At 70.7% G+C, this 22,243-nt stretch carries 2 protein-coding genes; both read left to right on the top strand.

Going from position 1 to position 22,243, the window contains the following annotated elements:
- Nucleotides 1-6: 6 nt before the first annotated feature.
- Complete coding sequence (gene asnB / locus OG709_RS34645; protein ID WP_250301409.1) at nucleotides 7-2,052, top strand: asparagine synthase (glutamine-hydrolyzing); 2,046 nt, start codon at nucleotides 7-9, stop codon at nucleotides 2,050-2,052.
- Complete coding sequence (locus tag OG709_RS34650) at nucleotides 2,049-22,163, top strand: SDR family NAD(P)-dependent oxidoreductase (RefSeq protein ID WP_329168965.1); 20,115 nt, start codon at nucleotides 2,049-2,051, stop codon at nucleotides 22,161-22,163. Before asnB ends, OG709_RS34650 begins: the two co-directional genes overlap by 4 nt.
- The last annotated feature ends 80 nt before the right edge of the window (nucleotides 22,164-22,243 follow it).

Consider the following 22,243-nt stretch of genomic DNA (forward strand, 5'->3'; position numbering starts at 1 on the left):
CCCCGCATGTGCGGAATCGCAGGCTTCGTCGCGCCCTCGCTCCACGCCGGGGCCACGCCGGAGGTCATGACCTCGATGCTGTCGCTCATCCGTCACCGTGGGCCGGACGAGGCGGGCTACTACCTGGACGACGGCATCGCCATGGGCACAGCACGGCTGTCTGTGGTCGACCTCGCCATGGGCGCCCAGCCGATGGCCGACCCGACGGAACGCTACTGGATCTGCTTCAACGGCGAGTTGTACAACCACATCGAACTGCGCGAGGAACTGCGAGGGCTCGGCCGCCGGTTCCGTACTCGCTCCGACACAGAGGTATTCCTGCAGGCATGGGCCCAATGGGGGCCCGCGTGTCTGCCCCGATTCAACGGCGCGTTCGCGGTCGCGATCCGGGACGTGAGGTCGGGAGACCTGTTCCTGGCACGTGACAGATACGGCAAGAGGCCGCTCTTCTACGTCGACCGTGAGGGCTGCGGAGCCCAGGGGGGCAGGAACGGAGAATTCCTCTTCGCCTCCGAGATGAAGGCGTTCCGTGCGTTCCCGGGGTTCCGTTTCGAGCTCGACCCCCGCGAACTCGCCTCCACCTTCGCGGTATGGACGCCGTTGCCCGACCGGACCCCCTTCCAGCACATCCGCCAGCTCCCGATGGGGAGTTACCTGACCGTCCGAGGCGGGCGGGCGGTCCTGAACGACTACGCGGAGCTCGAACTCGACGTACCGCCGTTCACCGGTTCTGAACGGGAAGCCGCCGCACTGGTCCGTGACGCCCTCCGTGAGAGCGTCGAGATGCGGCTGAGGAGTGACGTCGAGGTCGGTGTCTATCTGAGCGGCGGCCTCGACTCCTCCATCGTGACCAAGCTGACGACCGACCTCTCCTCGCACGAGGTCCGCACGTTCTCCGTGGAGTTCGACGACGCGGTATTCGACGAGTCGAGCAGTCAGCAGATCGTTGCCTCGCACCTCGGGACCCGTCACTCGTCCATTGCCGTGTCGAGTGCCGATATCGCCGCGAACTTTCCGTCTGCCGTGTATCACGCGGAAGTGCCCTCGTTCCGCGCCGCGTTCGTCCCCATGTTTCTCCTGTCCCGCCACGCGCGGGACGCCGGAATCAAAGTGATTCTCAGCGGTGAGGGTGCCGATGAGGCGTTCCTCGGGTACTCACTCTTCCGCGAGACGCTACTGCGCGCTTCATGGAGCGAACTGTCGGACGACGAGCGGATGGGCAGGCTCGGCAGCCTCCACCCGGAGCTGAGCCACTTCGGCCCCGCGAACCGGGCGCGGCTGAAGGGCCTCTTCGAGCAGTTCGCCGTAGAACGGCTGCCTGGTCTCTTCTCCCACGAACTCCGCTACCAGAACGGCCGTTTCGCCGCACGTCTGCTGAGGCGACGTGATGAACCGTTCGCGGACCTCATAGCCTTGACGGACGCGACGCCCGGCTACGCGGCGCTGAGCCCGGTCCGTAAGGCACAGTGGCTCGAATTCAAGACGCTGCTGCCCGGCTATCTCCTCTCCACCCAGGGGGAGCGCATGAGCCTCGCCCACGGGGTCGAGAACCGGTGCCCGTTCCTCGACCCCGCGGTCGTTCGCACGGCGGCGTCCGTCAATCTGCGCTTCGACGACGGTTTCGACGAGAAGGCCATCCTCAAGAAAGCGTTCTGGGGTGAGCTGCCTGAATCGAGTCTCACTCGGCGGAAGCAGCCGTACCGTGCGCCGGGAGCGGCCGTCTTCAAGGAACAGCGGCCCGACTACCTGGAACTCCTCCTCTCAGAAGCGGAGTTGGAGAAGATCGGATGCGTCGATCCGGTGTTCGCCCGGAAGCTCGTCAAGAAGATCATGGCCACGCCTACCGGTGAGATCAGTACGAAGGAGGACCAGGCCTTCGTCTACCTGCTCTCGACCGCGGTCCTCAACCAGCAGTTCGTGCTCGGACAGGGAATGCCCGAGCACTCGGCAGAGCAGGCTGACTTCAAGGTGGACACCATCATTGATCAGCGGAAAGCACGGGGATCGAAGCAGCCCGGTCACGACGTCCCCTCTGCAGGAGGAACCCGATGAGTACGTTCGAACCGGCGCCCGCGACGGATGATGTCGCGATCATCGGGCTCGCTCTGCGGTTCCCCGGCGCGGAAACACTGGAAGAGCTCGGCGGACATCTCGTCGCGGGCCGGTCGCTCATCTCGGAAGTTCCGCCGGAACGCTGGTCGAAGGACCGCTATTTCGGCGATCCGAGGCGCGGGGCCCAGAAGACGAACAGCATCTGGGGAGGCTTCGTCGAACATGCCGACTGCTTCGATGCCGAGTTCTTCAACATATCGCCGCGCGAGGCCGAGACCATGGACCCCCAGCAGCGCATGGCACTCGAACTCGCCTGGCGGGCGATCGAGAACGCCGGCTATGCGGCGAGCGCTCTCGCCGGTACGGAAACGGGTGTCTTCATGGGCGTCTGCCATGCGGACTACGCGGAAATGATGGAACGTGAAGGAGCAAGGACGGACGTCTATTTCCCCACCGGAACGGCCTACTCGATCATTGCGAACCGGATCTCCTACTATTTCGACTTGCAGGGCCCGAGTATCACCAATGACACGGCATGTTCGAGTTCGCTCGTGTCGGTGCACGAAGCGGTACGCGCGCTGTGCAACGGCGAGTGCGGTGTCGCCCTGGCCGGCGGAGTCAACCTGATCTGGTCGCCGAAGCACTTCGTCGCGTTCAGCCAGGCGAGCATGTTGTCCCGCACCGGTCGTGCGAGCGCCTTCGACCAGAGTGCCGACGGCTACGTCCGCGGTGAAGGCGGAGCAGTGCTCCTCCTGAAGCCCCTCGCACGGGCCGTCGCGGACGGCGATCCCATTCACGCGGTCATCAAGGGAGCCGCCACGAACCACGGTGGCCGGACGAATTCCCTCACCGTCACCAATCCGACAGCACAGGCGAATCTGATCGAGGGACTTTACACCCGCGCCGGAATCCGGCCGGAATCCGTTACCTATATCGAAGCGCACGGCCCCGGAACACCCGTCGGCGACCCGATCGAGATCATGGCTCTGAAGGGAGCCTTCCGGAACCTGCACGCGGCACAGGGCACCGTCGCCCAACCGGCGAGCTGCGGAATCGGCTCCGTCAAAACCAATATCGGACATCTCGAAGGTGCCGCCGGGGTTGCCGGCATCGCCAAGGTGATCAGCTCGCTGGCACTCCGGATGCTGCCCGCGAACGTCAACTTCCAGAATCAGAACAGGCTCATCAAGCTCGAGGACAGCCCGTTCCACGTCATCCGCGACACCCAGCCCTGGCCCGCGCCGACCCCGGGAACGGACGGAAGGATCCGGCCACGGCGGGCCGGGGTGAGTTCGTTCGGATTCGGTGGCACGAACGCGCATGTCGTGCTTGAGGAACATCTCACCGGTGAAGCCGGTGAAGCCGGTGAAGCCGGTGAAGCCGGTGAAGCCGGTGCAGGGGCGCAGGACGCGCCGGTCCGGGGCCCGCAGTTCCTGCCGCTCTCCGCGAAGACGCCGGACCGGCTGCGCGCAGTCGCGGGCAACCTGCTCACCCACCTGCGCGAGCACCCCTCGCAGGCGCTCGCCGACATCGCGTACACCCTGCGGGTCGGCCGTGAGCCCATGCCCGTCCGGGTCGTGTTCGCTGTCGCGGACCGAGCCGAACTCGAACTGTTGCTAAGGGAGTTCATGGACGGCGCCCGCGCGGAGGGCGAACTCCACCTGGGCGGGACAGCACGGGGCGCAACGGAGGAGATCGCGGCGCTGAGGGCGGCAGGGACACGCTGGGTACAGGGCGGGGCGCTGGACTGGGCGGATCAGCCCGGTCACGGCGCACCCCGGCCACGCCCACGGCGGGTGCGGCTGCCCGGGTATCCCTTCGCCCGCGAACGGCACTGGTTCAGCGTTCCGCAGCAGGGCGTCGAGGCAGGCACGACGCCGTCGGCAGTGCACGCAACTACCGCCGCACACCCACTCGTTCACTCTGATACCTCTGGTCCCGCCGGTCACCGGTACAGCTCGACGTTCACCGGAGAGGAGCCGTTTCTCGCCTCGCACGTGGTGGGCGGTGCCCGCGTGCTGCCGGCGGCGGCTCACGTCGAGATGGTCCGTGCCGCGGCCGTGCGTGCGATGGGGCCCGACGCGGCGGAGCCGGCGGTCGTCCGGCTCCGCAACGTCGCATGGCCGCGTCCGCTCGTCGTACGGGACGCGCCGGTCGAGGCCAGTGTCCGGCTCACCCCGCAGGACGGCGGCGCCCTCGCCTTCGAGGTCTCCACCGGCACGGACCCGGCCGTCGTCCACAGCTCGGGAGTTGTCGAGGCCGACGGGTCGCGGGAGCCGGACCGAGTCGATCTCGCCGCGCTGCTGGCGGCCTGCCCCGGGGAGCGCAGCCCGGTGGACGTGTACGCGGCGTTCCGCGACCGAGGGCTGGAGTACGGACCGGCCATGCGCGGGATCGAGGAGCTCCGGCTGGGGACACGGGAGCTGATCGCCCGTATCGGGAAGCCCGCTGCCGGTGAGGCGGCGGACGCCGGATACGTCCTGCCCCCGAGCGTGCTCGACGCCGCGCTCCAGTCCTCGCTCGTGCTCCTGGCGGAGACATCGCGTGAGCCGGCCGACGGCCCGGCACTGCCCTTCGCGTTCGAGGAACTCACGGTCTACGGCGCCTGTGTGTCGGAGACATGGGCGTGGGTACGGCGCCGCGAAGGACACAGCACGCTCGACGTGTTCGACATCGATCTCTGCGGCTCCGCGGGCGTGGTGCGTGTCAGCCTGCGCGGGCTGGTCCAGCGGACGCAAGGGGCGAAGTCCGGACGCGGGAACGGCGCGGACATCGTCACCGCCGCCGTTCCCTGGGTGCGGACGCCCCTCGACGTACCGGAGGACCGGGCAACGGCCTTCCCGTCCGTGCGCGGGTACCTCGGCGGACGAGCCGCCGTACACGCCACCGTCGTGGAAGACACGACCGGCTTCACCGTCACCCCCCTTCCCGATGTCGCGCCCGGTCGTGTCGCCGACGGTGTCGAGGCCGTGGTGGACCTGGCCTTCCGGCACGCCGCGGAGCTGGTGAGGTCGAAGCCCCAGGGGCCATACCGGTTCGTCGTCCTGGCGGACGACCGGTTGCCACGGCACTACCACGCGCCGCTCACCGGTCTGTTCAGGACCGTCGTCCTGGAGAACCCCCGCGTCACGGGCCGTGTCGTACGCGTCGCGGGACTCGACACCGTGTCGCCGGAGCGGATCGCGGACATCCTGCGGGCCGAGGCGGCCGACCGGTCGGCCGACTGCGAGATCCGTTACGGGGCCGACGGCACCCGTCACGCGGCACGGCCCGTGGAATTGCGCCTGGGCGAAGGAGCGGAGATCCCGCCGCTGAAGGAGGGCGGGGTCTACTGGATCACGGGCGGTCTCGGCGGCCTGGGGCTGCATGTCGCACGGTACTTCGGGCGGTGTGCGGGCGTCGTCGTCGTCCTGAGCGGCCGGTCGGCGCCCGGAGCCGCGAGCGGGACGGCCCTGCGCGGGCTGCGGGAAGCGGGGGTCGCGGCCCACTACCTCCCCGTCGACGTGGGTGCGAAGGACGACGTGGACCGTGCGGTACGCACCATCACACGGGACCACGGAGCGATCGACGGCATCGTCCACGCGGCGGGCGTCCTCCGCGACGCGTACCTCTACACCAAGGACCCCTCGGACGTCCTGGCGGTGCTGGAGCCGAAGGTCGACGGCGTACTCAACCTCGACGCCGCCACGCGAGGCCTCGCGCTCGACTTCTTCGTAGCCTTCTCCTCGGTGGCGGGCGTGTTCGGCAGCTCCGGGCAGTCCGACTACGCGGCGGCCAACGCCTTCCTGGACGCCTTCGTCCACCATCGCCGCGCGCTGGTGGACATCGGCGAGCGGAGCGGCAGGACGTCGGCCGTCAGCTGGCCGCTGTGGGCCGACGGCGGGATGTCCATGGACGCCGTGACGCGGGAGGCGATGCTCCGGGACCGGGGCTGGGAGCCCCTCCCGACGGAGGACGGTCTCCGGGTACTCGGCGGCGTACTGCGCGACGGCCCCGCCCACACCGTGGTGGCGTACGGCGCCGCCGCGACGCTCACGGCCGCCGCCCCGCCCCCGGTAGCACCCCGTGCCGTACCCGTGGACACCACACTCGTGGAGCCCGTCGCCTCCATCACGGAGGAAGACCTGACCGAGCGTACGACGGCTCTGCTGCGCCGCATCGTGGGCGGGGTGCTGCACCGCGACCCGCTGACGCTGGACGAGACGGTCAACCTCGTCGATTACGGGATCGACTCGCTCGCCATCCTGGAGACGACCGCGTCGCTCGAAGTGTTCCTCGGCCCGCTGTCCAAGACGATCTTCTTCGAGTACACGACCATCGAGGGTGTCGCAGGTCACCTCGTCGCGGAACACCGTGACAAGCTGCGCGCGATCACCAGCGCCGGAGACCCGCCGCCCGCAGCCGTCCCGGCCGCAGTCGTTCCGGCCGGCAAGAACGACGCAGCCGGGAAGAACGACGCGGCCGGCAAGAACGACGCGCCTGCCCCCGTCGCACCCGCACCGTCGGCTCCTGACACCCGCAGCACGCCCGCCGCCCATGACCGGTCCGCCGCACCCGGGCCGCGCGACGACCACCACGACATCGCGATCATCGGCATCTCCGGGACCTACCCCGGAGCCGACACCCTCGGCGAACTCTGGGCCGTGCTCGGCGAAGGCCGTCACGAGTTCCGTGAAGTACCCCGCGAGCGCTGGGACCACGACGCGGTCTACAGCCGCGACCGCAGCGTCCTCGGCAAGAGCTCCATCCGCACCGGAACCTTCCTCCGGGACATCGAGACGTTCGACCCCCGCTACTTCCGCATCTCCAAACGCGATGCGGAGAACATGTCGCCCGAGGTCCGCCTGTTCCTGCAGACGGGCGTAGAGGCGCTCGAAGACGCCGGATACTCGCGCGAGACGATCCAGCGGCAGTACGACGGAGATGTCGGCGTACTCGCCGGTTCCATGAGCAACCACTACGGCCTGTACGGATTCCAGAACGGTCTGACGCGCGGTTCCCCGGCAAGCGGCAGCTACACGGCGACGCTGCCCAACATGCTCTCGTACTTCTACGGATTCACCGGTCCCTCGATCTTCGTGGACACGATGTGCTCCGGCTCCTCGACCTGCGTGCACCAGGCCGTGCAGATGCTCCGGGCCGGGGAATGCCGGATGGCGGTCGCGGGCGGGGTGAACCTGCTCCTCCACCCGTACAACCTCATCAGCTCGTCACAGGAGCACTTCACGACGGCGACCTCCGATGTGATCCGGAGCTTCGGCCTGGGCGCGGACGGGACCATTCTCGGGGAGGGTGTCGGCGCCCTCGTCCTCAAGCCGCTCGTCGAGGCCGAGCGCGACGGCGACCATGTGTACGCCGTCATCAAGGGAACGGCCCTCGCCAACGCGGGGGTGCGCAACGGGTTCACCGTCCCCAGCCCCCGTATGCAGGCGCGGGCGATCGAGAAGGCGATCGACGACGCGGGAGTCGATCCGCGGACCATCAGCTACGTGGAAGCACACGGCTCCGGGACGTCGCTGGGCGACCCGATCGAAGTGAAGGCCCTGACCACGGCCTTTCAGAAGTACACGCAGGACACCGAGTTCTGCGCGATCGGCTCCGTCAAGTCGAACCTGGGACACCTGCTGCACGCTGCCGGAATGATCGGTATCGCCAAGGTCGTCCTCCAGTTCCAGAAGGGGAAACTCGCACCCTCGCTGCACAGTTCGGTGACCAATCCGGACATCGACTTCTCCCGTACACCGTTCCGGCTTCAGCGGCAGCTCGCCTCATGGGAACCCGCGGTGACCACGGTGGAGGGACGCCGGATCACCCATCCCCGCCGGGCGGGAATCACTTCGATCGGCGCGGGCGGGATGAACTCGCACATCATCCTGGAGGAGTACCCGCAACCCGACCGCGATCCGTACGGCGCACAGGACGGGCGCGAGGAACTCTTCGTGTTCTCCGCGATGAACGAATCGGTCCTGGAAACATGGCTCACCCGATTCCGCGACTACCTGGCCGCCGGAGCAGAGCCGGACCCCGCGGCGATCGCGTTCACACTCCGCGTCGGCAAGAACGAACTCCCGCACCGCTGGGCGTTCCTCGCCAGGACCACGGGGGAAGCCGTCGCCGCCGTCGACCGCTATCTGGCGGGGGACCGGGACCTCGGTGCGGCGCTCGCGCCCGGTGGCCCGCGGACCGAGGGCGTACGGAAGCTCGCGACCACCTGGGTGGGCGGCCGGAGCGTCGACTGGCGCGGCGCCGACGGGGGAGCACGCACGCCCCGGCGGGTCCCTCTCCCCGCGTACCCCTTCGAGCGCGTGCGCTGCTGGGTCACCCCGGAGGAGGGCGCGCCGTCCGTGATCGCGCCGCTCGCGCTGCGCGACAAGCTCCACCCGTTCCTCGGCCGGAACGAGTCGGACGCAGACGGGCTGCGGTACGTGCTCGACGTGCACCTGGACGATCTCCTCGACTACGGCTGCACCTCGGGGGAGCGGCAGGACAAGAAGCGCGGTGTGGTCCCGACGTTCGCCATCGACCTGGCGATCGCCGCCACGAAGGTCTCCGGATTCGCCGACGGGTCGGTCGTGCGCCGGCTCCGCCTCCTGGGCCCGGTCAGCTGGACGACCGCCGCCCGCCTGGTGACGGTCTTCGACGCCTCCGACGGGAAGCGGGCCTCCGGACTCGTGTTCGCTCAGGACGCGGCGGGGACCCGGACGCCCGTAGCGTCGTTCGACGTGCCTGCTGGCGAGGACGACCGTACGCCGCTGTCCGGCCACCTCCGCTCGGCCGACTTCGCGGGAATCGCGGCCGATGTGCTGGCGCCCGACCGGGCAGAGCTGCTCGCCCCGGCGGAATTCCTCGCGGGACTCGCGGAGGGCGGAATCGGATACGTGCCGGAATTCAGCGGCACAGAGAGCGCATTCCGGCTGCGCGACGGGCGATTGGTGCTCAAGGTCGGCACCCCCGAACTCCAGCGGGACCATGTGAAGCCGCATGTCACCCTCGCTCCGCACGTCCTCGCCGCCATCGCTCAGGGCCTCCAGTCCGAAGCGAAGCGGCAGGGCTCACCGGACTGGGCACGGACCGCGCCCCACCGGATCGACGAGATCCGGCTCTTCACCGACGGGAGCGGTGGGGGCCTCCCGGTCGCGTACGTCGTCCTCGACGTGACTGCCGACGGAGAAGGCCTCGGCGGGTCCGTCGGCCTGCTGGACCGGCACGGCCAGGTGGTCGGTGTGCTCTCCGACATGTGGTGCGGCGACGACGAAGGACCGCGAAAGGACCCGGATGTGAGCGCACGAGCGGTGGACGGAGCCGAAGCAGCGGACCGGGGGACACCGGGGGAGGACAGCGACGGCGTCATCTCCTTCGCCGTGGACGAGCTGCGTGAGATGGCGGGCGGCATTCTCAAGTTCGAGCGGAGCGAACTCGACGCCCGTACCGGCTTCGACGCCTTCGGCTTCGACTCGATCTCGCTCGTCGCCCTCTCGAAGCAGGTACGCGAGCGGTTCGGTATCGATCTGACCCCTGCGGTCTTCTTCGATCGCAATACGTTCGACTCGCTGGGCAGGCACCTGTTCGCAGAGCACGAAGGCCCGCTGCGCGCGGCGTACGAACGCTCCCTCCCGCCGGACCCCGCCGGGGAGCCCGCCCCGGTTCCTGGGAACCGGTCCCCCGGAGAGACGACTGGAAACGCTGGAGCGACGACCGGGGCTCCTGACACCGTGCCGGCCGGCGCACACCGCCCGGCGCCGGCGGACTCGCCCCTGCCGGTGGCCGTCATCGGAGCCGCGGGCCGGTTCCCCGGCTCACCCGACCTGGACGCGTACTGGGCGAACCTGGCCGCCGGGACCGACAACGTCACGGCCTTCCCCCTCGACCGGTACGACGCGGCCTACGCGCGAATCGCGGAAGCAGCCGAGTTCCCGCACCATGCGGGCGTCCTCGACGACGTCGACGCGTTCGACGCCGCCTTCTTCCGCATCCTGCCGCGCGAGGCCGAGCTGATGGACCCCCAGCACCGGCTGGCGCTCCAGACGGTCTGGAACGCGATCGAGCACAGCGGCTACGCCCCGTCCGGCCTGCCGGCGGACACCGGGCTGTTCTTCGGTGTCTCCGGGACCGACTACGCGACCCTGCTCGCCGCCCACGGCGCCCCGCCGGACGCTTTCACCTCCACGGGCAACGCCCACTCCATGCTCGCCAACCGCATCTCGTACGTACTCGACATCCACGGCCCGAGCCAGCCCGTCGACACGGCCTGCTCCAGCTCGCTCGTCGCCGTCCACCGGGCCGTGGAGGCCATCCGCTCCGGGGCGTGCGACGCCGCGATAGCGGGCGGGGTGAACCTCCTGCTCAGTGTCGACACCTTCGTCAGCGCCGGGCGGGCCGGCATGCTGAGCCCGGACGGACGGTGCAAGACCTTCGCCGGCGACGCGAACGGATACGTACGCGGCGAGGGCGTCGGCGCCGTCGTACTGAAGCCCCTCGCCGACGCGGAGCGCGACGGCGACGCGATCCTCGCCGTGATCGTCGGGACCGCGGAGAACCACGGCGGACGGGCGAACTCCCTCACGGCGCCGAACGGTACCGCGCAGGCGGACCTCGTGGTGCGGGCGATGGGCGGCATCGACCCCCGCACGATCGGCTATGTGGAGGCCCACGGAACCGGCACGGCCCTGGGCGACCCCGTCGAGGTGCGGGCGCTGCAGACCGCGTTCCGGAAGTTGGGCAGCGACACCCCTGCCACCTGCGGTCTCGGCTCCGTGAAGACCAACATCGGTCATCTGGAAGCCGCCGCAGGTATCGCCGGGCTGCTCAAGATGGTCCTCGCGATGGAACACGGCACCCTCCCGCAGAGCCTGCACTGTGACCGGATCAACCCCTACATCCAGCTCGACGGCAGCCCGTTCCGCATCGTGCGCGCCAACGAACCGTGGGAGCGGCCCCGCGACCGTGACGGTGACCTCGCGCCGCGGCGGGCGGGCGTCAGCAGCTTCGGATTCGGCGGCGCCAACTGCCACGTCGTCATCGAGGAGTACCCGGAGCAGGGCGCGGACACGGGTCCGGCACAGGACGCGGACGACCCCGGGAGCCCGGTCGCCGTACCCCTCTCCGCGCGTACGGCGCAGCAACTGCGCGAGCGGGCGCAGAACCTGCTCGCCTACCTGGAGGACACACCCCGTCCCGCCCCGCTCCGTTCCATCGGGTGGACGCTCCAGACCGGACGCGAAGCCATGGCTGAACGGGTCGGCTGGGTCGTCTCCTCCCACCGGGAACTCGGCGAGAAACTAAGGGAGTTCATCAGCGGCCCGGCGAGCGGCCCGGCGAGCGGCCCGGCGAGCGGCCCGGCGAGCGGCCCGGCGAGCGGCCCGGCGAGCGGCCCGCAGCGCGGCGCCCGGCCGGCGCAGGACGGCCTCGCCGACGCGGTCGCGCGTTGGAGCGGAGGGGAGGAGGTCGACTGGCGGCGGCTGTACGGGGCTACCGGTTCGGCTCTGCCGAGGCGCGCGCACCTGCCCACGTACCCGTTCGCACGCGACAGGTACTGGCTCCCCGGCAGTGCTGAGAAGGCCAACAGCGCTGCTGCGCAACGCCCTTCGGTCGGTACGACGCTGTTCGCGCCCCGCTGGACGCCGAAGCCCGCGTCGCGGGACCTGGCCGGCCGGACCCCGTACACACGTCATGTCGTGATCCTCTGCGGGGTGCCGGCGGCCGTGCGGGACAGCGTGGAACGCCGCCTGCCGAGTGTGCACTGCCACACCGTCACGACCGACAAGCGGCGCCCGGAGACCCGCTTCACCGACCTCTCACGTCAGGTCTTCGAGATCGTCCGGGTGCTCGCCGGGCAGGCGCACGACGGCGCCACCCTCGTACAGGTCGTGACACCGGCGGACGGTGACGATGCGGCCGGGCCGGCGCTCGCGGGACTTCTGCGCACGACGGCGCTCGAATCCCCGCACATCGCCGGGCAGGTCCTCGCTCTGGACGGCGAGCGCGACGCGGCCGGCATCGCGGCGATCGTCCAGGAGAACGCCGGACACGCGGACGACGCTCTCGTTCTCCACCGGGGCACGGAGCGCGCGGTGCGGACCTGGGTGCCCGTGGCTGCCGACAGTACGGGCACGCCCTGGCGCTCGGGAGGTGTGTACCTGATCACCGGAGGCGCCGGCGGCATCGGCGCCGTCATCGCCCGCCGGATCGCACGGGACGCCGTACGCCCGACGCTCGTCCTCGTCGGACGCTCGGCACCGGATGCCCGGACCGCCCAACTGCTCGCCGAGCTGCGGGAAGCCGGTGCGGTGGCCCGGTACGCCGTCGCGGACGTCTCCCGCTGGGAGGAGGTACGCCACCTCGTCGCGCGCGTCGGTGAGGAGTCCGGCCCGATCCACGGGATCGTGCACGCCGCAGGCGTGATCCACGACGCGTACCTCACGAACAAGACGGCAGAGGAGTGGGACAAGGTCCTCGCCCCGAAGGTCGACGGCGTGGTGCACCTGGACCGGGCCACGGCGCACATGCCCATCGAGTCCTTCCTCGTCTTCTCGTCCGGAGCGGCAGTCACCGGAAATCCCGGTCAGTCCGACTACGCCACGGCCAACGGCTTTCTCGGCGAGTACGCCGCCCGCCGCAACACGCGCGTCGCGGCGGGCGAGCGGTCCGGGCGTACGGTCGCCATCGCGTGGCCGCTCTGGAAGGACGGCGGAATGGCGGTCGACGACGCGATCCGCGCGTACCTCCGGCGCACCCGCGGTCTCGTGCCGATGGAGTCGGACGAAGGACTCGAAGCCCTCCTGAACGCCTGGCGGTCGGGCGAGGCAGGCGAGGACCAGATCTGGGTGCACCACGGCGAGACGGCCGAGCTCGCATCCGTGCCCCCGCCCGTCGCTGCCCCTCCCGCCGCTGCCCCACCCGCATCGGAGACGGCTGCATCGGAGACGGCCGACGGGCGGCCGGACCGGGAGACACTCCGGTCGGTCGTGGAAATCTTCGCCCGGGTCACGAAGCTCCCCCTCCACGACATCGACGCCGACCGGCCGCTCGATGACCTGGCCCTCGACTCGGTCATGGTCGTGCAACTCAACAGGGAGCTGTCCTCGGTGTACGGCGAGGTCCCGACGACCCTCTTCTACGAATTCCCCACGCTGCGCGCCGTCGCCGGAAAACTCGCCGGGGCACCCACCCCACCCACTCCCGGCGAGCGCGCCACGGTCCAGGTACCGGCGGCGCGCCACACACCCCGGACCGCCGCTGCTCCCGGCCCGCCCCCGCCGGACGACGCCATCGCGATCATCGGGATGAGCGGGCGCTATCCGCAGGCCGAGAACACCGACGAGTTCTGGGCGAACCTCACCGCGGGACGCGACGCCATCACGGAGATCCCGCCCGACCGGTGGCCGCTGGACGGCTTCTACGAGCCGGACCGCGCCACAGCCGTCGCCACCGGGCGCAGCTACAGCAAGTGGGGAGGATTCCTGCGGGACTTCGACGCGTTCGATCCGCACTTCTTTCGGATCGCACCGCGTGACGCCTACGCGATGGACCCGCAGGAACGCCTCTTCCTCCAGGCCTCCTGGGAGGTGATCGAAGACGCGGGTTACACCCGCGAGGAGCTGGCCCGACGCCATCAGCGGCGCGTGGGTGTCTTCGCCGGTGTGACCAAGTCCGGCCACGCACGGCACGGCGCGGCCCGGCTGCCGACCGGTGAAACGGTCGTGCCCTCGCTCTCCTTCGCCTCGCTCAGCGCCCGTACCTCGTACGTCCTCGACCTCCGTGGCCCCAGCCTGACGATCGACACGATGTGCTCCTCCTCGCTCACGGCGATCCACGAAGCCTGCGAGCACCTGCGCCGGGGCTCCTGCGAGCTGGCCGTCGCGGGCGGGGTGAACCTGTATCTGCACCCTTCCGACTACGTCGAGTTGTGCCGCTCCACCATGCTGTCCTCGCAGGCCCGGGTGCGGAGCTTCGGCAGCGGTGGTGACGGGTTCGTGCCCGGCGAGGGTGTGGGCGCCGTACTGCTGAAACCCCTTGCGCGCGCTCTCGCGGACGGTGACCAGGTCCTCGCGGTGGTCCGCGGGACGAGCATCAACCACGGCGGGCGGTCCCACGGCTATACGGTGCCGAGCCCGACCGCCCAGGCGGAACTGATCCGCGACGCGCTGACCCGGGCCGGGGTTCCGGCGCGGGAGGTGAGCTACGTCGAGGCGCACGGCACGGGCACGGAACTGGGCGACCCGATCGAGGTGCAGGGTCTCTCGCTCGCCTTCGAAGGGTCCACGGACGAGCGGCAGTTCTGCGCGATCGGCTCCGTGAAGTCGGTGATCGGACATCTGGAGGCCGCCGCGGGGATCGCCGGGGTGACCAAGGCCGTACTGCAGCTCCGGCACCGCACGCTCGTACCGAGCCTGCACGCGGAGGAGTTGAACCCCGGCATCAGGTTCGAGGAGACGCCGTTCTTCGTCCAGCGGACGCTCGCACCGTGGGAGTCGCAGACACCACGGATCGCGGCGGTCTCCTCCTTCGGGGCAGGCGGCTCGAACGCCCATGTGATCCTTGAGGAGTACGTGCCGGACCCCGTCCCGGACCGGCCGGCGTCCGGTGAGGGCGAGCAGCTCGTCGTCCTCTCCGCGCGGACACCGGAGCGGTTGCGGCACTCCGCCGCGCGTCTGGCGGCGTTACTCGAACGCGCGGAGACGGCGCGGGGAGCGGTCGGCCTGGCGGATCTCGCCTTCACCCTCCAGGTCGGACGTGAGGCGATGAAGGAGCGCCTGGCGGTGACCGTCGCCTCACTGCCCGAGCTCCTGCGGGTACTGCGCGGTTACGCGGAGAGCGGGGACGGGGCGGGTACCCCTGGTCTCCATCGGGGCAGCGCCGGGCAAGGCCTGGGCGTCGTCGCCGAGATCTCGGCCGACGACGACCTCCGGGAACTCCTGGTCGACCGCTGGGTCCGGAAGGGGAAGCTCGACAAGCTGGCCGCGCTCTGGGTGGACGGAGTGGAGCTGGACTGGCGGCGGACGCACCGAGCTGCGTCGCCCCGCCGGATATCCCTGCCGACGTACCCGTTCGCGCGGGACCGCTTCTGGATCGGGGACCTGGAGCCGGTCCGGGAGACGGCGCCCGGTGCGGCTCCGGCCACCGCCGCACCGCAGCCCGAAAATGCCGCGCCGCAGTCCGAAGAGGCCGGGCCGCACGTCACGCCCGACGCCGCGTCGGACCCCGCGCACGACTTCACGTCCGACGCCGCACTCGATGTCACACGTGAGGAACGGGTCGCCCGCACCGTACGCGCGACGATCGCGGACGTACTGGTCATGCCGCCGGACGAGGTCGACGGCGGGCTCGCGTTCGCCGACTACGGGCTCGACTCCATCCTCGCGGTCCGTCTCGTCCATCTGCTGAACGAGACCCTCCGGCTCGACCTGTCGACCGGAGTCGTCTTCGACCACAGCTCCGCCGACCGTCTCGTCGCGCACCTGCTCGCGGAGTACGCCGACATCGACGCCGCCGCCCCGGAGCCGGCCGCCACCGAGACACGTCCGCGGACCACGCCCGACACCCTTCGCGCGGACCGGCCCGCGGCCCACGCGCCGATCGCCATCGTCGGGATGAGCGGACGGTTCCCCGGATCCGACAGCCTGGACGACCTCTGGACGCATCTCGCGAACGGCGACGACCTCATCACGGAAGCGACCCGCTGGGATCTCGCGGACACCGGCGCCGACGGCTCCGCGCGCTGCACACAGGGCGGATTCCTCCACGGGATCGACCGGTTCGACCCGCTGTTCTTCGGCATCTCGGGCGTCGAGGCCGCCGCCATGGATCCCCAGCAGCGCCTGCTCCTGGAGGAGGCGTGGAAGGCGCTGGAGGACGCGGGGTACGCCGGCCGGCAGCTGGGCGAGACCCGCTGTGGCGTGTACGTGGGCTGCTACAAGGGCGACTACCAGGAGGTCGTCGGGGACGACGCGCCCGCCCAGGCGTTCTGGGGGAACATGGCGTCCCTCATCCCGGCCCGCGTCTCCTACTTCCTCGATCTGAAGGGTCCCGCGCTGGCGGTCGACACCTCCTGCTCCAGCTCGCTCGTCGCGATCGACCTGGCGTGCCGGGGACTCTGGTCGGGCGAGACGGAGATGGCGCTGGCGGGCGGTGTCTTCGTCCAGTCGACGCCCCGCCTCTACGAGTTGGCCGGCGGCGCCGGAATGCTCTCCGCCACGGGGCGCTGCCACACCTTCGACCACCGCGCCGACGGCTTCGTACCGGGCGAGGGCGTCGGTGTCCTGGTCCTCAAGCGGCTCGACGACGCCGTCGCCGACGGGGACCACATCCACGGCGTGATCCGTGCCACCGGCAGTAACCACGACGGGGCGACCAACGGCATCACGGCGCCCAGTTCCGTCTCGCAGGAGCGTCTGCTCCGCGACACCTACGAGTCCTTCGGCATCGACGTCGAGTCCATCCGCCTCGTGGAGGCGCACGGCACGGGCACCCCGCTCGGCGATCCCATCGAATTCTCGGCGCTCAGCCGCGCGTTCCGGGCCGGGACGGAGAAGACCGGCTACTGCGCGCTGGGTTCGGTCAAGACGAACCTCGGGCACACCCAGTTCGCCGCAGGAGTCGCGGGGGTGTTCAAGATCCTCCTCTCGATGCGGCACCAGCAGATCCCGGCCTCACTCCACTTCGAGAAGCCGAACCCCGCCGTCGGTCTCGAAGACAGCCCCTTCTACCTGAGTACGCGCAGCCACCGTTGGGAGGCACCGGCCGACGGCGGACCGCGCCGCGGCGCGGTCAGCTCCTTCGGCGCGAGCGGCACCAACGCGCACCTCGTCATCGAGGAGGCGCCTCCCACTGCCCGTGGCCGCGCTCGTACACCACGTCCCGCGTATCTCGTGGTCCTCTCCGCGCACTCACGTGAACAGCTGGTTCAGCAGATGGCCCGGCTGGCGGAGCACTGCCGTCGCGCGGACCTCCCGGACCTGGGCGACCTCGCCTACACGCTCGCCGTCGGCAGGGACCGGTTCGCCCACAGGTTCGCCTGCGTGGCGGCGGACCGCACGGAGCTGCTCCGGATCCTCGGCGAAGGGCTCGACGGAGCAAGGGCGTTCACCGGCCGTGCGGTGCCGGCGCGCAAGGGCGCCACGGGTGCGGGCACGGAGAAGAGCCATGGCGAGGCATGCCTGCACCGCTGCGCACACCCGACGGGTTCCGACACGGATACCGCCACGTACCGCGCGAACCTCACCGCCCTCGCCGGGTACTTCGCACAGGGGGTCGACCTGGACTACGGGGCAGCGTTCGCAGGAGAGGCCCATCTCCGGGTCCCGCTGCCGACCTACCCGTTCGCCGGAGAGAGCCACTGGGCCGGGCCGCCGCCCTTGTCACCTCTGCCTGTCACCACCCTGAGCCGGCCGGTCCCGGACCATCCGCTGATCCACCGGTCGTCGGTGGTGGAGGGCGCTCCCGGCACACTGCGGGCCTCGACGGTGTTCAAGGGCGACGAAGCCGTCCTCCGCGATCACACGGTGCGCGGGCAGCGGGTCCTGCCGGGCGCCGCCCACCTCGAAATGGCACGGGAGGCGGCGGCGCGCGTGTGGGGCACCGGGGCGAAAACGCCCCTGCTGATACGCGACATGACCTGGGTACGGCCGGTCGCCTTCGACGGCGCGCCCCTGAGCGTCGATGTCCTGGTACGGCCGGCGGAGGGCGAAGAACTCACCTTCGAGATCGCCTCGAAGACCGGTCGGGACACCGCTCCGGTCGTGTTCTCCACCGGGCGCATCGCGCCCTCCGGCACGACCCGTCCCGACCGCGTCGACCTTGCGTCGCTCCGTGCGAGGTGCGTGACAGCCGTATCCGCGGAACGCGTCCGTGCGGCGCTCGCGGCGATGGGCATCGTCCACGGGCCTTCTCTCCGCGCTGTCCGCGAGGCACACGTCGGTACCGGCACCGTCCTGGCACGGCTCGACCTGCCGGCGGAGACCGACCCCGCAGAGGCCGGGTACGTCCTGCCCCCGGCGCTGCTGGATTCGGCCATCCAGTCCTCGATCGCGCTGCAACTCGCCGACGGCGGGGCCTCCGTGGAGACCGTGGTGCCGTTCGCGCTCGACCGGTTCGAACTCTTCGCCCCCTGCACGGCCTCGATGTGGGCCGTCGTCCGTGTCGCGGACGGCGCGGAGCCGGCGACCGCGCTGAGCCGGCTCGACGTGGATCTCGTCGACGGCGACGGGGAGGTCTGTGTCCGGATGACCGGCTACACCTCGCGCCGGGCGAAGGAAACGGCACCCGCACTGTTCGCACCGGTCTGGGAGCCCGTGTCCGAGCGCACCTCCGGCGCCGCCGCCCTGCCGCCCACGGAGCAGGTCCTCGTGGTGGGAGGGAGCAGCGGGCAGCGGTCCGCACTCGCCCGCCAGTACCCGCGGGCCACGATGTGGGACCTCGCGCCGGGTGCGTCGACGGACGAGATCACGTCCCGGCTCCGGGACCTGACGCCGGTCGGCCACCTTCTCTGGATCGCGCCCGGTGCGGCGCCGGAGGACCAGGGGGCGCTCCTGCCGACCGACGCCGCCGGCTTCACCGCGGCCCAGGAGGACGGCGTCATCGCGGCCTTCCGCATGATCAAGGCCCTCGTCCGCACCGGACACGACGCACGTCCGCTCACCGTGACCCTGGTGACGCGCAGCGCCCTGGCCACCTACGACACCGAGCCGACGGCACCTGCCCACGCCGGGCTGCACGGCCTCTTCGGGTCGCTCGGGCAGGAGTACGCGAACTGGTCGGTCCGCCGCACGGACCTCGACACCGCCGACCTGCCCGAGGACCTGGCGGCACTCCCGGACCGCCCGGAGAGCGACACCCTGGTGCGCCGCGCGGGCCAGTGGCTGGTCCGGCGCTGGGCTCCGTGCCGGCCCGGGACCGTACAGCGGGACGCGTACCGGGAAGGCGGCGTCTATGTCGTGATCGGAGGTGCCGGCGGGCTCGGCACCGTATGGACCCGGCATGTCGTCCAGCGCTACGGCGCCCACGTGATCTGGATCGGGCGGCGCCCGCAGGACGCGTCGATCGAAGCGAAACTCAGCACCTGCACCGGACGCGGCAGTGTGCGCTACCTCTCCGCCGACGCTGCGGACCCCGCGTCGCTGCGTGCCGCCTACGAGGAGGTCGGGCGGCACCATCCGCGGATCCACGGCGTCGTCCAGGCGGCGCTCGTCCTGCGGGACCAGAGCCTGGCGCGCATGGACGAAGCGACGCTGCGCTCCTGCCTGACCGCCAAGATCGACGTCAGCGTGGCCATGGCAGAGGTCTTCGCGGACGAGACCCTGGACTTCGTCCTCTTCTTCTCGTCCGTCCAGTCGTTCACGACCGCTGCGGGGCAGAGCAACTACGCAGCCGGATGCACCTTCAGCGACGCCTACGCCCCATTCCTCGCCCGGCACCGGGACTGCCCGGTGAAGGTGATGAACTGGGGGTGGTGGGGGAGCGTCGGCAGCGCCTCGACCGCACTCCACCGGGAACGCATGGCACGCTGGGGCCTCCTCTCGATCGAGCCGCCCGAGGCGATGGAGGCACTCGACACGCTGCTCAGCGGGCCGCAGCCTCAACTGAGCTTCATCAAGGTGCAGAAGCCCGAAGCCATCGCGGGCATCGACGTGGCGACGCGGCTCACGGTCCACGGAAGGGCGCGGTCCCGCATCACGCCCGCCGCCGTCGTGGCAGCCACCAGGGAGCCGTCCGCATGGGAGGCGATGCGCGCGATCGCAGCATGGCGCCGGAGCGAACGCGATCCGCTCCTCGCGCGCATGGTCCACGGACACCTGGCAGCGCTCGGCGCCCTGCGCGACCCCGGCACTCCGCCGACCCACGGCGACATCGCCCGGCTGCGCCGGCGTGCCGGAATCCTGGAGCGGTACGACATCTGGCTCGACCACGCGCTCCGCATCGTGCCGCCGTCGGCCCCGCCGCTGGACGTCCTCGACAGAGAGTGGGACGAGCGCCGCGCCCAGTGGTCCACGGATCCGGACAAGGCAGCAGAACTCGCTCTGCTCGATGCCACACTCAGGAAGCTGCCGGACATCCTCACCGGCAGGACCAGGCCCACCGACATCCTGTTCCCGCGCGGTTCCGTCGCGCTCGTCGAAGGCACGTACCGCAACAACCGCGTGGCCGACATGTACAACCGCGCCATGACGGACACCGCAGCCGCCATCGTCGCGGAGCGGCTGCGCCTGGACCCGTCCGCGCGCCTGCGCATCCTGGAGATCGGCGCGGGTACCGGCGGCACGAGCGCCGGGATGTTCGCCACGCTGCGCCCGTTCCAGGACCACATCGAGACCTACACGTACACCGACCTCTCGAAGGCGTTCCTGAACCACGCCAGGACCGAGTACGGACCGGAGGTTCCGTACCTCGCCTACGCCCGCTTCGACGCGGAACAGCCGCTCGCCGGGCAGGGGGTGGAGAGCGGGAGCTACGACCTGGTCATCGCCGCCAACGTGCTGCACGCGACGCGCGACACCCGGAACACCATCCGCAACGCGAAGGCGGCGCTGCGCGACGGGGGGTGGCTCCTGCTGAACGAACTGGCGGCGTTCGACGTCTCCAGCCACCTCACGTTCGGACTCCTGGAGGGCTGGTGGCTCTTCGAGGACCACGCGCTGCGGGTACCCGGTTCGCCCGCGCTGTCGCCCGCGAACTGGCGGGAGGTGCTGGTCAGCGAAGGCTTCTCCTCCGTCGTCCCCGTGCTGCCCCGGACACTTGAGCTCGGGCAGCAGATCATCGCCGCGGAGAGCGACGGGATCGTCCGGCAGGCAGTGGCCCCGCCGTCGTACCGCGAAACCGCTGCTCCGCGAGCGCTCCCGGAGCCCCCGGCGGAGGCCACCGCACCCCCGCGCCCCCGCCCCGCCCCGGCACGGCCCCCGGCCGGCGGCGGGACAGCCGGTGCGTCCGGCGCCGACGCGGAGAACCGGGCCGGCGCCATGGCCGGATACCTCAGGGACCAGGCCGCGCAGACCCTCGGTATTCCGCCGGACAGGATCGCGCTCTCCGCGCCGCTCAGCGACTACGGGATGGACTCCATCCTCGTCCTCCAGCTCACCACCGCGCTGCGTGAGGACCTCGGAGAGGTTCCGTCCACCCTGCTCTTCGACGCCGAGTCCGTCGAGGAACTCACCGACCACTTCATGGCGGCCGGCGGCCCCCGGGTGGACGCCCTCCTGGCACGCCTGAAACCCGCGGCAGCGGGAACACCCGCCCCCGGCACCGCGTTCCGGCCGCCGGAGCCGTCCGCGCATCCCGCCACGGCGCCGGCACAGCCCATCGCCGCGCTCTTCCGCGCGGCGGTGCGGACGGGCACCCCGGAGCAGGCCGGTGACCTGCTGTCGATCGCCGCCCGGCTCCGGCTGTCCTCCGTGACCGGAGCGGGGACGGAGCCGGAAACCCTGCGGCTGTCGGACGGCGATCAGGAACCGGCCCTGGTCTGCCTGCCTTCCCTCATCGCCCCCACCGGGGCCCACCAGTACGTGAAGTTCGCAGCCGCACTCCGTGGCCGCCGCGAGGTGTGGACGGTCTCCGTCCCCGGTTACGGCGCCGGTGAGCCGCTTCCGGTGAGCCTGGAAGCGGCTGCGGACCGGCTGGCCGGGACGCTGCTCCGACGGTTCGATGGCCGGCCGTTCGCGCTCGCCGCCTACTCCTCCGGAGGGTGGCCCGCCCACGAGCTGGTACGACACCTGGAGAAGGCCGGTGCTCCGCCCGCCGCTCTGGTGCTGCTCGATACCCTCCAGTCGGCCGGAACCGCCATGATCCAGGGAATGTCGGTGCTCACGCGACGGCTGATCGACCGGTTCCCCCAACTGCCCGTCCTCGACGATCAGCTCACGGCGATGGCGTGGTACGCGCAGTTGCTCGAAGGCTGGCGCCCGCTGCCCGTGACCACCCCGACCCTCCTGGTGAGCGCCGCGGAGGACAAGACCCTGCTCGAACTGCTCGGCGACGACGCGCGCGCCGGCTGGCCGCTGGATCACCGACGGACGGAGGTGGCGGGGGACCACTTCTCCATGCTTGAGGAGTACGCGGAGCCGACCGCACTCGCCGTTCACGGGTGGCTCCGCGAACACTGCGCCTCCCGGCAGCAGTTCTGACAACGAGATGCGACCCGCTCGGCAGGAATCCGGCTCCCCACGCCCTGACCACCACGAAACGCAGAAGAGGCATCATGAAT

The sequence above is a fragment of the Streptomyces sp. NBC_01267 genome (assembly GCF_036241575.1).
GTDB lineage: Bacteria > Actinomycetota > Actinomycetes > Streptomycetales > Streptomycetaceae > Streptomyces.